At 64.9% G+C, this 13,575-nt stretch carries 14 protein-coding genes and 1 pseudogene; 14 read left to right on the forward strand and 1 reads right to left on the reverse strand.

Annotated elements, in window-relative coordinates; genetic code table 11:
* The first annotated feature begins 132 nt into the window (after window positions 1-132).
* Entirely contained in the window at window positions 133-390 is a 258-nt protein-coding gene (locus V3C33_09210; GenBank protein ID XAS69406.1) for a mycoredoxin, read from the forward strand.
* Between the two features lie 281 nt (window positions 391-671).
* On the opposite strand, the pseudogene V3C33_09215 reads toward V3C33_09210, so the two are convergent.
* Window positions 672-1,185: pseudogene (locus V3C33_09215) on the reverse strand (recombinase family protein).
* Between the two features lie 149 nt (window positions 1,186-1,334).
* Here V3C33_09215 and V3C33_09220 point away from each other — a divergent pair.
* The 13 genes from V3C33_09220 to V3C33_09280 all read left to right on the forward strand — a co-directional run bounded on the left by V3C33_09220 (window position 1,335) and on the right by V3C33_09280 (window position 13,420).
* On the forward strand, window positions 1,335-1,799 hold the full coding sequence (locus V3C33_09220; protein XAS69407.1) for a site-specific integrase: 465 nt from the start codon (window positions 1,335-1,337) through the stop codon (window positions 1,797-1,799).
* Window positions 1,771-2,283: a hypothetical protein gene (locus tag V3C33_09225; protein ID XAS69408.1), complete on the forward strand. Its 513-nt coding sequence runs from the start codon at window positions 1,771-1,773 to the stop codon at window positions 2,281-2,283. The genes V3C33_09220 and V3C33_09225 overlap by 29 nt, the downstream gene beginning before the upstream one ends.
* Window positions 2,284-3,226: 943 nt before the next feature.
* Window positions 3,227-4,372 carry a HoxN/HupN/NixA family nickel/cobalt transporter gene (locus V3C33_09230; GenBank protein ID XAS69409.1) on the forward strand — a complete coding sequence of 382 codons (1,146 nt, stop codon included), beginning with the start codon at window positions 3,227-3,229 and terminating at the stop codon, window positions 4,370-4,372.
* 106 nt (window positions 4,373-4,478) lie between these two features.
* Window positions 4,479-4,820, forward strand: coding sequence for a hydrogenase maturation nickel metallochaperone HypA (locus tag V3C33_09235; protein ID XAS69410.1), 342 nt, complete (start codon window positions 4,479-4,481; stop codon window positions 4,818-4,820).
* 3 nt (window positions 4,821-4,823) lie between these two features.
* The gene (gene hypB / locus V3C33_09240) at window positions 4,824-5,729 is read left to right on the forward strand and encodes a hydrogenase nickel incorporation protein HypB (protein XAS69411.1); all 906 of its coding nucleotides are present in this window, start codon (window positions 4,824-4,826) and stop codon (window positions 5,727-5,729) included.
* 52 nt (window positions 5,730-5,781) lie between these two features.
* On the forward strand, window positions 5,782-6,840 hold the full coding sequence (locus tag V3C33_09245; GenBank protein XAS69412.1) for a hydrogenase expression protein HypE: 1,059 nt from the start codon (window positions 5,782-5,784) through the stop codon (window positions 6,838-6,840).
* A 28-nt stretch (window positions 6,841-6,868) separates the two neighbouring features.
* On the forward strand, window positions 6,869-8,662 hold the full coding sequence (locus tag V3C33_09250; protein XAS69413.1) for a nickel-dependent hydrogenase large subunit: 1,794 nt from the start codon (window positions 6,869-6,871) through the stop codon (window positions 8,660-8,662).
* 6 nt (window positions 8,663-8,668) lie between these two features.
* The gene (locus tag V3C33_09255) at window positions 8,669-9,613 is read left to right on the forward strand and encodes a NifU family protein (GenBank protein ID XAS69414.1); all 945 of its coding nucleotides are present in this window, start codon (window positions 8,669-8,671) and stop codon (window positions 9,611-9,613) included.
* Window positions 9,614-9,641: 28 nt separating this feature from the next.
* Window positions 9,642-10,388: a DUF5947 family protein gene (locus V3C33_09260; GenBank protein XAS69415.1), complete on the forward strand. Its 747-nt coding sequence runs from the start codon at window positions 9,642-9,644 to the stop codon at window positions 10,386-10,388.
* The gene (locus tag V3C33_09265; GenBank protein ID XAS69416.1) at window positions 10,381-11,022 is read left to right on the forward strand and encodes a DUF6084 family protein; all 642 of its coding nucleotides are present in this window, start codon (window positions 10,381-10,383) and stop codon (window positions 11,020-11,022) included. The genes V3C33_09260 and V3C33_09265 overlap by 8 nt, the downstream gene beginning before the upstream one ends.
* Window positions 11,019-12,464: a hypothetical protein gene (locus tag V3C33_09270; GenBank protein ID XAS69417.1), complete on the forward strand. Its 1,446-nt coding sequence runs from the start codon at window positions 11,019-11,021 to the stop codon at window positions 12,462-12,464. The genes V3C33_09265 and V3C33_09270 overlap by 4 nt, the downstream gene beginning before the upstream one ends.
* Before the next feature lie 112 nt (window positions 12,465-12,576).
* Window positions 12,577-13,155, forward strand: coding sequence for a hydrogenase maturation protease (locus V3C33_09275; protein XAS69418.1), 579 nt, complete (start codon window positions 12,577-12,579; stop codon window positions 13,153-13,155).
* A 13-nt stretch (window positions 13,156-13,168) separates the two neighbouring features.
* A complete protein-coding gene (locus V3C33_09280; GenBank protein XAS69419.1) occupies window positions 13,169-13,420 on the forward strand; it encodes a HypC/HybG/HupF family hydrogenase formation chaperone in 252 nt (83 codons plus the stop codon).
* Window positions 13,421-13,575 lie beyond the last annotated feature (155 nt).

A 13,575-nucleotide genomic window follows, 5' to 3' on the forward strand; every position in this document is an offset into this window, starting at 1 on the left:
CCGGGCCCAACGGCGGACTGCCAGCGGCTGCCGGCGGCTCTCAGGTCACATCCCCGCGGAGACTGGCGGGGAATTGGGGCGGCCGGGTTACCGTTGACCAGAACGAACCCGCAAACATTTCAGGAGAGCTCCGTGGACTTTACCCCCGAAACCGGCACCATCACCATGTTTTCCACCACCTGGTGCGGTTACTGCAACCGTCTGAAGAAGCAGCTGGATTCCCAGGGCATCGGCTACACGGAGATCAATATCGAAGAGGTTGAGGGCACCGCCGCTCTGGTGGAAAAGCTCAATGGTGGAAACCAGACCGTTCCCACGGTGCTGTTCCCGGACGGCACCGCGGCCACTAATCCCTCGGTCGCCGAGGTCAAGAGCCGTCTCGCCGCCTGAGTCTGAAGAGGCCGGGTGGCCGGTGTCCGCAGCTAAAGACACCGATTACCTGGCCTCGGGGACCATCGGTACAGCCGTTGGCCCTAAGCACTTGATCACGGCCCGGTACTCCTGTCGTTGTCCCTACCCGACAAGTAACTGACGGTAACTTGCCGGGTTTCTCGCGGTTGGAGGCGTTCACCGGGTGCATGACGCCCTGGTCAGGGTTCTGAGGAGGATCGGTACGGAAATTCACGTTTAGGGCTCATCGGTGCGGATTCCGGCGTTGGACGCTTTGGGATCTAAACGGTGGTGTCGCCAGCGCGTTTGATGGCGCGGTAGACGGTTGAGCTTGCTACCGCGAAGAGTTCGGCCAGTTCCACCGTCGTGTGGGTCCCTGCTCGGTGAGCGGAGACTGGGTGAGCTTCCTGTGTTTTGGAAAGCTTTGGCTGTTTCCCTCGTAGGCGGCCCTTTTGCTTTTGCGACCGCCATGCCCTCACGAGTCCGCGCTCGGATCAGGTCGGCTTCGAATTCGGCGACCATTGCCAGGACGTTGAAGAGAAGCCGGCCTACGGGATCGGTTGGATCGTGGACGGAGCCCCCGATGCTTAGCTTGACTTCGCGGCGGGTGAATTCGTCAACAATATCCTTTTGCATCGCGTAGTGACCGGGCGAGACGATCGAGTTTTGTCACGACCAGAGTGTCCCCGGCTCGGCAGGCTGCTAGCGCTTCTCTGAGCCCCGGTCGTGCCCGGTTGATGCCGGTCAGGCCTGGTCTGTGAATGTCTTGTCCGGCGTCACCCCAAGAGTGACCAGGGCGTTTTTCTAAGCGGTGAGGTCCTGGTCGTTGGTGGATACGCGGGCATTATGTAGACTCTTTGGCCGTGTCTCATGGGCGGGGTTGCTGTGGCCATGGAATTGATGTTTTCCGGGAAATGTCGGCGGTCCTTCCTAGAGTGGCCGTCATGGTCCTATTCTATTTTTCTTCGCTCGGTTGGGCTGGCTGGGATGTTTCGTCGAGCCCATCGATTCGCGAGGGAATGCCGGTGTTGATCGATGATGATCTGCTGCTGGAAGACGATCATGGCCCCAGTGACGCGGCCTTGATCAGTCAATGGCTCCGGGAGCTGCCGATCAACGGCGCACACGGTACCCGTACGTGGCAGGCTTACGCATTTGCGATGAAGAGCTGGATCGAGTTCCTCGCATCCCACAAGGTCCGCGTCCTTGCGTCACGAAAGGACCTCAAGGACGGCCTGTCGCTCTACGCGCAGCACCGATTATCCGGAGATATTGGTGACCGCCTGTCCTCTTCGAGCTGGAATATGGCGGTGAAGATCATTGCGGCGTTCTACCGGTGGGCGGCGGCCGAGGGACGTGTCAATGCTGAGCCGTTTTCCTATGCCTCTCAAAACACTGTGGCGTCCTGATGGGTCCAGGGTTGAGGTCCAGCGCAACCTGGCAACGCTGAGAACGGCCAATGCGCACACCGGCAGGAAGTACTTGGAACAGCCATTCGTGGATCTGCTGATGGACGGGTTGGCAGGCAAGGCCCCTGACGGGTCCGCTACTCCTCGGTTTCGCGGATATGAGACCGGACGAAACGTAGCTCTCGTTGGTTTTACCTTGTCCAGCGGTCTTCGAGCCCAGGAATTCGCATACCTGACGGTTTACGAGGTCCTGCCGTTGCCGGCCCGGCGCAGCAGTATCCCCATTTCGCTGCCGCTGGCCCCATCGACAACGAAGGGAGGTAAGGGCCGCAGCACGTGGGTTGACTTTGATGCTCTGTCCGGGGTGCACACCTACATGGCGATGGAACGGGTGGCCGCAGTAACGGGCTCATCCTGGAATCCGGCGGACGCCCTGGAGATCGAGGAACCAACGCATGATGGGGCCAGGATCAATGGGGTTTAGCGGCGTTGGAGTCATTTGACCGTTCAGGAGCGGCGCCGGCTGGTCTGCCCCGATAGTGGCAGCGCCCTGGTGGCGGTGCAGCGGGACGGCGCCCCGTTCACGGATTGGGCATCAGTACTGCGGCGGACGTCGGCGAGGATCCGGAAGTTTTCCGAGCCCGGGTTTCCGCATGTCCACCCTCATATGCTCAGGCATACGTTCGCTATGCACACCTTGGAACGGCTTGTCCGGGGGGCATTACCAGCAGGCTGCCCGGCTCCTGATTGATACCGGCGGCGATGATGCGATGTCTCTGTATTTGACCAAGCTGATCCGCTGCTGGTCCTGCGAGACCTTTTGGGCCATTCCAGCGTGGAGACAGGCCGATGGTCCCGAGCAGCAGCAGGGGGCGGCACGCACCAGCCAGCCGAGTCCGGGCAGGACCGCAACCGCCCGCCCGATGAGATCCACCTGGTGCAGTGTCCAGCGGTCGTTGGCCCCGTTGATGTCCCTGCGCGTCACCAGGGCCCCGGAGGTGGTGATTGCCCGGACCCGGTGCGTGCACACCTCGGCCGGCGCGGGACTGCCTTGGCCGGCCCCTTCCGTTCACGGGCCGTGGACAGTGCCCGGCGGGCGTTGGCCCGGGACCAGCCCGTGACAGCGACCAGCTCATCGAGAATCACTCCTTTGCCGTTCTTCGACTCCTTCCCGTAATCCCGTGCGTACTTCTTCGTGATTTCCCGACGCGTTCCCATCGATAGACCCATCCCTCATCGTCGCCGCCGTGCCCGGGGCGGCTATTGTTTTACGCGAGCGTTTCCCAAATGAGGCAAGCACCCCATCTCGCGGGCAATATTGATGAGTGTGGTCGTGCCCTGTACCGGTTGCAGCCTCCGGCGTAGACTGCAGCTACTTCAGGCATCACCGGTTATTCGGCACCAGCGGCGGAACCCAGGGCAAGCTTATGAACTCAGCGACCACGGTGACATTGTCCCGGCTTGGCAGGGCCAGGAAAGCGCTGACAGCACGCGAATGGGCCTCGATTGGAGGTATGGCGGGCTTCGTCCTGCTCCTTCATGCCGTGGGTTGGGGCGTCCTGGCGGCGGTGGCAGCGCCGGGTGTCCTCCCGGGAAGCTCGGCGGGGGTATTTGGTGTGGGACTCGGGGTGACTGCGTACACACTGGGTCTGCGGCACGCGTTCGACGCGGACCATATAGCCGCGATCGACAACACCACGCGGAAGCTGATGAACGACGGCAAAAGACCCTTGTCCGTAGGATTCTGGTTCTCCCTGGGACACTCCAGCATTGTCTTCGGCCTGTGTGTGCTGTTGGCCGGCGGAGTGAGCACGCTGGCCGACCAGCTGGATGCCTCATCCTCGACGCTGCACGCGATCGTAGATCTGGTGGGGGCCGGGATTTCCGGCGTTTTCCTGTACATCATCGGCATCTTGAACCTGGTGCTGCTGGTGGGAATCGTCAAGGTGTTCCGCCGGATGCGCCACGGCGACTACGACGAGGCCGCCCTCGAGGAGCAGCTGAACAACCGCGGCCTGATCAACCGGTTTTTTGGCGGCGCCACGCGGATTGTCACGCGGCCCTGGCAGATGTACGCCGTCGGGCTCCTCTTCGGCCTCGGCTTCGATACGGCGACCGAGGTCAGCCTGCTGATCCTCGCCGGCGGCGCCGCGGCCTTTTCGCTGCCTTGGTATGCCATCCTGACACTGCCCGTGCTGTTCGCCGCCGGGATGAGCCTGCTGGATTCGATCGACGGCTGCTTCATGAATTTCGCCTACGGCTGGGCGTTTTCCCGGCCTGTCCGGAAGATCTACTACAACCTGGTCATTACGGCTCTCTCGGTCGCCGTCGCCCTGGTCATCGGCTCGATCGAGCTCATCTCGATCGCGGTGCAGGGCGCCGGAATACGGACGGGCCCGCTGGCCGCCATCGGTCAACTGGATCTGAACTCGGTGGGCTACGCAATCGTCGCGGTCTTCATCCTCGCGTGGCTGGTTGCCGTGGCCATCTGGAAATTCGGGCGCATCGAAGACAAGTGGAATGGTTCGCCCCAGCCACAGGAATCCCCGGCCGGCACCGCCGCCGCGGACTAGGAGAGGCGGCGGCCGTGACGCAGACCAGGGCATCTCCGAGGTCATCCCCAGGGCCGTCGTCGGCCCTTGAAGTTTGCTATTAGTGCGCCTACATTAGACTCACGAGGTGGCAAAGCCCATGCACGAACTCTCCATTACTCAAAGCCTTGTCGATGCGGTCCTGGACCGTACCGGCACGCTGGCGGTCCTGGGTGTACACGTGCGGGTCGGGCGGCTGTCCGGGGTTCTGCCGGATGCCATGCGGTTCTGCTTCGAAGTCATTTCCGACGGCACGCCGCTGGCCGGGGCACAGTTGCTGATCGATGAACCCCAGGGAGTAACCCGCTGCCGCAGCTGCGGCCAGGATGCCACCATGGAGGACCTGATCCCGCTGTGCCCGTGCGGCAGCGCCGACGTCGAAATCATCAGTGGCCGGGAACTTATGCTCACGTCCGTGGAAGTGGCCTGACAAATGTGTACAACGTGTGGTTGCAGCGACGACGCCGGAGTCCGGATCTCGAATCTCGAAGGATCCCAGGCCGGCCAGCCACAATCACACGTACACGATCACGAACATCCGCACGATCACACCCACACGCACGACGACGTCGGCCACACGCACCAGCACACGCACGACGGCGCCCTGCCCCACACACATGACGGCGCCGGCGAGCGTACGACGATAACCCTGGAGCAGAACCTGCTGGCCAAGAATGACCTGCTGGCCGCACGGAACCGGGGCTGGCTGGAGGGCCGCGGGATCCGGGCGTTCAATGTGATGAGCTCCCCCGGATCCGGCAAGACGACCCTGCTGGTGCGCACCATCCAGGAGCAAGGCAGCGCGCTGAACATCGGCGTGATCGAAGGCGACCAGGAGACCTCGGTGGATGCCGAGCGGATCCGCGCCACCGGCCGTCCGGTCATCCAGATCAACACCGGGGCCGGCTGCCACCTTGATGCCGAGATGCTGCAGCACGGTCTGGATGCCCTCAATCCGGAGGCCGGCTCCACGGTCTTCATCGAAAACGTGGGGAATCTGGTCTGCCCCGCGCTATTCGACCTCGGCGAGAGCGCCAAAGTAGTAATCATTTCTGTCACGGAAGGCGATGATAAACCTCTGAAATATCCGAACATGTTCATGGCAGCCGATCTGGTGATTATCAATAAATCGGATCTGCTCCCCTATGTTGACTTCGACGTCGACGGGTGCCTCCGCCAGGCACGGCAGCTCAATCCCGGCGTCGAAATGCTGATTGTTTCAGCCACCACTGGCGAGGGTTTGGACGGCTGGTTCGACTGGATCAGGAACCAGGCCGGCACTCCTGCGGCGCTCGGCGCCGCACCGCGAGAGCATCGGATTTCGTCTCTGATGCCCTGATGTTCACATACTGAGCCCGCTTCCCGGGGTACGGCTCGCGAAGGAGGCAACGATGCCTACTGCTGCAGCGATGCAGGCCGAAGATACTCTCATCCACGTCCTTTGGATCAATGCGGGACTCAGTTGTGATGGAGACTCTGTCGCCCTGACGGCGGCAACGCAGCCCAGCGTCGAAGAAATCGCCCTCGGAGCCCTGCCCGGTCTGCCGAGGATCGCCATGCACTGGCCGCTGATCGACTTTGAGTGCGGGCCGCAGGAGGGTGCGGACGATTTCCTCGAGTGGTTCCGCAAGGCCGACCGAGGCGAGCTGGAACCGTTTGTGCTGGTGGTCGAGGGGTCCATCCCGAACGAGAAGCTGCACGCGGAGGGCGGCTACTGGTGCGGATTCGGCAACAATCTGGAGACCGGACAGCCGATCACCACCAGCGAGTGGCTGGACCGGCTGGCGCCGAAGGCCACGGCCATCATTGCGGCCGGTACCTGCGCCACCTACGGCGGCATCCACGCGATGGCAGGGAACCCGACCGGGGCCATGGGGGTGCCGGACTACCTTGGCTATGACTGGAAGTCCAAGGCGGGCATCCCGATTGTCTGTGTGCCCGGGTGCCCGATCCAGCCGGACAACCTTTCGGAGACCATGACCTACCTGCTCTACCAGGCCACCGGGCAGGCACCGATGATTCCGCTGGATGAGGCCCTGCGGCCGACGTGGTTGTTCGGAAAGACGGTCCATGAGGGCTGCGACCGTGCCGGCTACTACGAGCAGGGCGATTTCGCCACCGAATACGGCTCGCCCAAGTGCATCGTGAAGCTGGGCTGCTGGGGTCCGGTGGTCAAGTGCAACGTGCCCAAGCGCGGCTGGATGAACGGCATCGGCGGCTGCCCCAACGTGGGCGGGATCTGCATCGGCTGCACCATGCCGGGATTCCCGGACAAGTTCATGCCGTTCATGGATGAACCGCCTGGAGGAAAACTGAGCACGAACGCCGTCGGGCCTTATGGGGCCACCATCCGCGCGCTGCGCAAAATAACCATGAACACGCTGGACAAGGAACCGAGTTGGCGCAAGCCGGGCCGACAATTGCTCACCGGTGCAACCCGCACGTGGTAGCAACGCCAACTTTGAAAGAGGTGAAGCAATGACTTCGACGATTCCAATGCCCGCCCAGGGCGCAGCCGGTAAGGAGGGCCTTGTGGAGATGGCGTGGGACCCCATCACCCGCATTGTTGGCAGCCTGGGCATCTATACCAAGATCGACTTCAACAACAAGCAGGTGGTGGAATGCCACAGCACGTCCTCGATCTTCCGCGGTTACTCCATCTTCATGCGCGGCAAGGATCCGCGCGACGCGCACTTCATCACCAGCCGCATCTGCGGGATCTGCGGCGACAACCATGCCGTCTGCTCCTGCTATGCGCAGAACATGGCGTACGGGGTGAAGCCCCCGGCGCTGGGTGAATGGATTGTGAATCTGGGCGAGGCGGCCGAGTACATGTTCGACCACAACATCTTCCAGGAGAACCTGGTGGGCGTTGACTACTGCGAGAAGATGGTCTCCGAGACCAACCCCGGGGTGCTGGCCAAGGCGGAAAACACCCGTTGCCCGCACGAGGCCGAGCACGGATACCGCACCATTGCGGACATCATGCGCTCGCTGAACCCGTTCACGGGTGAGTTCTACCGGGAGGCCCTGCAGGTCAGCCGGCTGACGCGCGAGATGTTCTGCCTGATGGAGGGACGCCATGTGCACCCTTCCACGTTGTATCCCGGCGGCGTCGGCACCGTGGCCACCATCCAGCTGATGACGGACTACATCACCCGGCTGATGCGCTACGTCGAATTCATGAAGAAGGTCGTGCCCATGCACGACGACCTCTTCGACTTCTTCTACGACGCCCTGCCCGGCTACGAGCAGGTGGGGCTGCGGCGCACGCTGCTGGGCTGCTGGGGTTCCTTCCAGGACCCGGACTACTGCAACTTCGCCTACAAGGACATGACGGAGTGGGGCCGGAAGATGTTCGTCACTCCCGGCGTCGTGGTGGACGGGAAACTGGTGACCACGGACCTGGTTCGGATCAACCTGGGCATCCGGATCATGCTCGGTTCCTCCTACTATGAGGACTGGAATGACCAGGAAATGTTCGTCACCAATGACCCGCTGGGCAACCCGGTGGACCGGCGGCACCCGTGGAACCAGCACACCAATCCGCAGCCGCAGAAGCGCGACCTGGACAACAAGTACAGCTGGGTGATGTCGCCGCGCTGGTTTGACGGTACGGACAATTTGGCGCTGGACACCGGAGGCGGGCCGCTGGCACGGCTGTGGTCTACGGCGCTGGCAGGGTTGGTCGATGTCGGCTACATCCAGTCCACCGGTCACAGCGTCCAGATCAACCTGCCCAAAACCGCGCTGAAGGGACCGGTCTCGCTGGAGTGGAAGATTCCGCAATGGAGCAACACGATTGAACGCAACCGCGCGCGGACCTACTTCCAGGCATACGCCGCCGCCGCGGCTCTGCATTTTGCGGAGAAGGCGCTGGAGGAGATCCGCGCCGGGCACACGAAGACGTGGGAAAGCTTCGAGGTTCCCGATGAGGCGGTCAGCTGCGGCTTCACCGAGGCGGTCCGCGGAGTGCTCTCCCACCACATGGTCATCCGCGACGGCAAGATCGCCAACTACCATCCCTATCCCCCGACGCCGTGGAATGCCAGCCCTCGCGATGCCTCCGGAACCCCGGGACCGTACGAGGATGCGGTGCAGGGCCAGCCGATTTTCGAGGAGAATGACCGCGAACATTTCAAGGGCATCGACATCATGCGCACCGTGCGCAGCTTCGACCCCTGCCTGCCGTGCGGCGTTCACATGTACCTCGGCGATGGCAAGACCCTGGAGAAGCTGCACTCCCCGACGCAGTCACTGACAGGAGAGTAGCCGGCCATGAGCGGGGGGGCAACGCTGCCGGCCGTGGACGGGGAGGCCCAGCTGCGGGCCGCGGGCGAGCGGATCGGCACGCTGCTGGATGCCCTCGGCTCCGGCGGAGCCGTCGCCCGCGAGCGCGCCGAGGAACTGGTGCGCCAGGTAACGGACCTGTACGGCGCGGGGATGGAGAGGATCCTTGCGATCCTGACCAGCCGCGGGCCGGACCTGGACGGCACCCTGGATGAGCTGCTGGCCGACGACCTGGTGGCCAGCCTGCTGCTGGTGCACGGGATCCACCCCCGGGATGTGGCCACACGGATCGCCGGGGCGCTGGACAGCGTGCGGCCGTACCTGGGATCCCACGGCGGCGACGTCGAACTGCTGGGGATCAGCGAGGAAGGGGTGGTGCGCCTGCGGCTGCTGGGCAGCTGTCAAGGCTGCCCGTCGTCGTCCGTTACGCTCAAGTTCGCCGTCGAAGACGCTATCCAGGCCGCGGCGCCGGAGGTCACCTCGATCCTGGTGGAGGAGGAGGAGAAGGCCGCCGGCTCGCCGGCCCTTATCCCGGTGGCATCCCTGCGCCTGCGCCTGGACCAGGTCCCGGAACAGTCCGAGGGCTCGTGGGAGGCAGTTCCCGGGATTGCCGATCTCCAGCCCGGGGAAGTGGCGGGTTTCCTGGTGGGGGGCCACGCGCTGCTGGCCTGCCGGACGGGGCAGGATGTGTACGCGTTCCGCGACTACTGCCCGCGCTGCACGGGGTCCATGGCCGGCGCCACCCTGCAGCGTGCCCTCGCCGCGCCTGTCGGCGGAGGACTGCTGCGCTGCCCGCTCTGCCGAAGCCACTTTGACGTCCGGCAGGCCGGTGCCTGCCTGGAGGACAAGGGCCTGCATCTTGACCCGCTGCCGCTGCTGGTCCGCTCCGGCGTGATGTCCGTGGCCGTGCCGGCGGGAACGGGGCAGGCCTGATGCGGGCGTGTGCGGGGATGGGGGCACCATGACGACGGCGTTGCCCGGCGGCGGCTCAGCCCTCTCCGTCCTGCGCCGGATCGCCAGCAGCCGGCCGGCACCCGCGGACGGCGAGCGCTGCGAGATGTGTGCCGAACCGATCTCCGAGGCGCACCAGCACGTCGTGGATGTGGAGAGCCGCGCCCTGATGTGCACCTGCCGGCCGTGCTACCTGCTCTTCACCGAAAGTACCGCTCATTTGCGCTACCGCTCCGTGCCGGAACGCTACCACTCGTTCCCGGCATTCCAGCTCGGCCCGGGGCAATGGGATGAACTGGAAATCCCGGTCGGCCTGGCCTTTTTCTTCCATAATTCCAAGCAGGCGCGGACCTTTGCGTTCTACCCCGGGCCGGCCGGCGCCACCGAGTCGGAACTCCCGCTCGGGGCATGGGATGCGGTGCAGGCGGGAAATCCGGCGTTGGCCATCGCGGCGCCGGACACCGAGGCGCTGCTGATCCGGGCTCCCGGGCCGGAGAGGGCCCAGGCGGACTGCCATCTGGTGCCGATCGACGCCTGCTACGAGCTGGTGGGGCAGCTGCGCCGGGTGTGGCGGGGGTTCGACGGCGGCCAGCAGGCACGCGAGCAGCTGGTGGTGTTCTTCGACAAGGTGGCCAGCCGGAGCAAGCCCGCCCCTGCCTCGCCGGCCCCGGCGGGAGCAGCAGCTGCGGTCTCGGCGGATCCCGCGGCCCCGGACCCCGCGCCGGCCGCGGCTGAGGGAGCTGGTCCCCATGACTGACCTGACGTTCACCGTCGTCGACATTCTTCCGGAGCCCTTCGCCGCGGCCCCGCAACTGACCGCCCGGCTCCGGATCACCGAATCCACCGGGGCCGTCATCCACGCCATTGCGCTGCGCTGCCAGGTGCGGATCCAGCCGCAGCGCCGCGGCTACGGCGCCGAGGAGGCGGAGGGGCTGCTGGACCTCTTTGGAGCCCGCGAGCGCTGGCCGGTGACTCTGAAACCCTTCCTTTGGATGCAGTGCAGCACGATGGTGCAGGGATTTACCGGGCAGACCGAGGTGGACCTGCCGCTGCCGTGCACGTTTGACTTCGACGTTGCCGGCGCCAAATACCTGCATGCGTTGCGCGAGAAGACCATCCCGATTGAGCTGCTCTTTTCCGGCACGGTCTTCACCAGGGGAAGCACCGGGTTCGGGGTGGAACAGGTGCCCTGGGACCGGGAGGCAACCTACCAGTTGCCGGTGGCGGTCTGGCGGGAGCTGATGGATGCGTTCTTCCCCAATGCCGGCTGGATCAGGCTCGACCGCGATGTACTGAACGCGCTTGCGCACTACAAATCGGTGCTCGGCCTGACCTCGTGGGAGGAAGCGATCGAGGGCCTGCTGGCCAAGGCGGGTGAGCCGGTCCCATGAACACGAGCCTCAGCCTGGCGCGGGCCATCGCGGACGTCGTGCTGTACGAGGGCTACCTGCTCTATCCCTATCGCGCCTCCTCGCAGAAAAACCAGGCCCGCTGGCAGTTCGGCATCCTGGGCCCGCAGGGCTCCGCCGAGACCGGTGTGGGAGAGGACCCGGTGATGTCCACGGACTGCCTGCTCCGCGCGGGACCGCAGGCGCACCTGCAGGTGCATCTGCGGTTCCTCCAGCTGCTGACACGGACCGCGGAACTGGCCGACGGCGGGAGCTTCACTCCGGTGGAAGAGCTCAGGGTCGGCAACTCGCGCTGGCTGACGTGGGACGAGGCGACCGAGCACGAGGTGCTGCTGGGCCCGTTCGCGCTGGCGGAGCTGGCGGAGGGGCTGAGCCTTCCCGTGCAGATTCCCTCCGGCGAGGACGTCGAGCTGCTGACGGATGAGTCAGGCATCGTGGCCGGACGGCTGGTGCGCCGCCGCCGGGCGCTGCGGGGTGTGGTCCGGCTGGCTACCACGCCGGCGGACGGACATGCGGCGGACGGACATGCGGCGGACGGACCGTCGGCGGATCCGCTGCTCCGCCTGCACGTGGCCGCGGAAAACGTTGCCGCGGGGGGCGGGTTTGGCAAGCAGGAGTCCATCGCATCCTCCTTTATTGGCACCCATCTGCTGCTCAGCGTGCAGGATGCGGACTTCGTCTCGCTGCTGGAGCCGCCGGCCGAGGCGCAGGCCGCCGCTGCCGGCTGTGCGCACCACCGGTGCTGGCCGGTGCTGGCCGGTCCCGAGGGGCAGCGAGACATTCTGCTGCTCTCCCCCATCATTCTCTACGACCACCCCGCTGTGGCGCCGGAAAGCTCGGTGGCACTCTACGATTCCACGGAGATCGACGAGATCCTCACCCTGCGGGTGCTCACACTCACCGAAGAGGAAAAGGCAGAAGCCCGCGCCACGGACCCGCGCGCCGCTGCCGTCATCGATCGTTGCGAGGCGATGTCCGCCGAGGAGCTCCAGCAACTGCATGGGGTGCTGCGCAGCCCGCATGCCATGGACGGAGTTGCCGGCGGCAGCGGAAGCACACCGGTGCCACCCGACGCGGACACCTCGGACCTGCCGTGGTGGGACCCGGCCTCGGATTCCAGCGTCCAACCGGACGCGGATGCCGTGATGATCGACGGCGTCCCGGTGGCCCGGGGAAGCCGCGTGATCGTGCATCCCCGGCGGCGGGCCGATGCGCAGGATCTCTTTTCCGCAGGACAGGCGGGACGCGTCACCGGCGTGCATTTCGACGTCGACGGAAGCACCCATGTCGCAGTCGTCCTTGACGTGGATCCGGCGGCGGACCTGCAGGAATGGTACGGGCGCTTTTTGTACTTCGCGCCCGAGGAACTGGAGCCGATCGCGTCAGCGGCCGGCCCGGACGACCGGAAGGAAACCCAGTCATGAGAGCTCTTGGAATGCTCACCACCGTCATACTGCTGAGCGTGGCCGTCGCGGCGGTCATCATCGGGGTGCGGTCAATACCGGACATCCAGCGGTACCTGAAGATTAGCCGGATGTGAGCAACCATCCCGGTCCGCAGGAATCCTCGGGCGGCGCACCCCCGGCCCTGCCGCCGCGCGTCCTAGTGGCCGGTGTGGGCAATATTTTCCTGCGCGACGACGGATTCGGGCCGGAGGTGGCCCGGCGTCTGGCGGCTGACCCGAGCAGCCAACGGCCCGGTATCCGCGTGACGGACTACGGCATCCGGGGAATGCATCTGGCCTACGACCTGCTGGACGGGGTCGCCGTGCTGGTGCTGGTGGACGCGGTCCCGCCGTCGGACTCCGGCGCCGGCAGTCAGCCCGGAAGCATCCGCGTGCTGGGGATCGGTGCGGACGATGTACACGGTTCGCTGGGCCGGACGGAGGCGGCCGGTGCGCTGGATCCGCACGGGATGGACCCGGTGGTGGTGCTGGGACGGTTGCAGGCGTTGGGCGGTGAGCTTCCGCTGACGTATCTGGTCGGCTGCGTTGCGGCGGACACCGAGGAGGGCATCGGTCTCTCCGCCGCGGTGGAGGCAGCCGTACCGGCCGCGATGGCCGAGGTCCTTGCCCTGGTGAACGAGCACATCCCAGCGGCCTACGAACGATGCTAAGGAGATACTCAAGATGTGCCTAGGAATTCCGGGTCAGGTGGTGGAGCTGGTTGAGGGCTACGGCGATCAGCTGGCCTTGGTGGATGTGGCCGGTGTGCGGCGGAACATCAACATCGGATTGCTGGACGAGGGACCGCTCGAACCGGGAATGTGGGTCATTATCCATATGGGATTCGCGCTGGAGCGCGTAGATGCTGCCGGCGCGGAAAAGGCCATGAGGGGGCTGGAACTGATGGGCCGGCCGATGGATGCCGACGGCGCCTAACGTCCTGCACCTGAAATTCGGTTCAGAAGCCGTACGAGGGATTCAAGGATTGTGAACGCCGGTAAAGCGGGCCCGTCCCGTCCCTGTTCGGGCTGATGCGACCGGACTTCGATTGGCAGAAACAGTCCTCCATCCATGAAGGACGACACCTCTGT

This window comes from Micrococcaceae bacterium Sec5.7, from assembly GCA_039636785.1.
GTDB lineage: Bacteria > Actinomycetota > Actinomycetes > Actinomycetales > Micrococcaceae > Arthrobacter.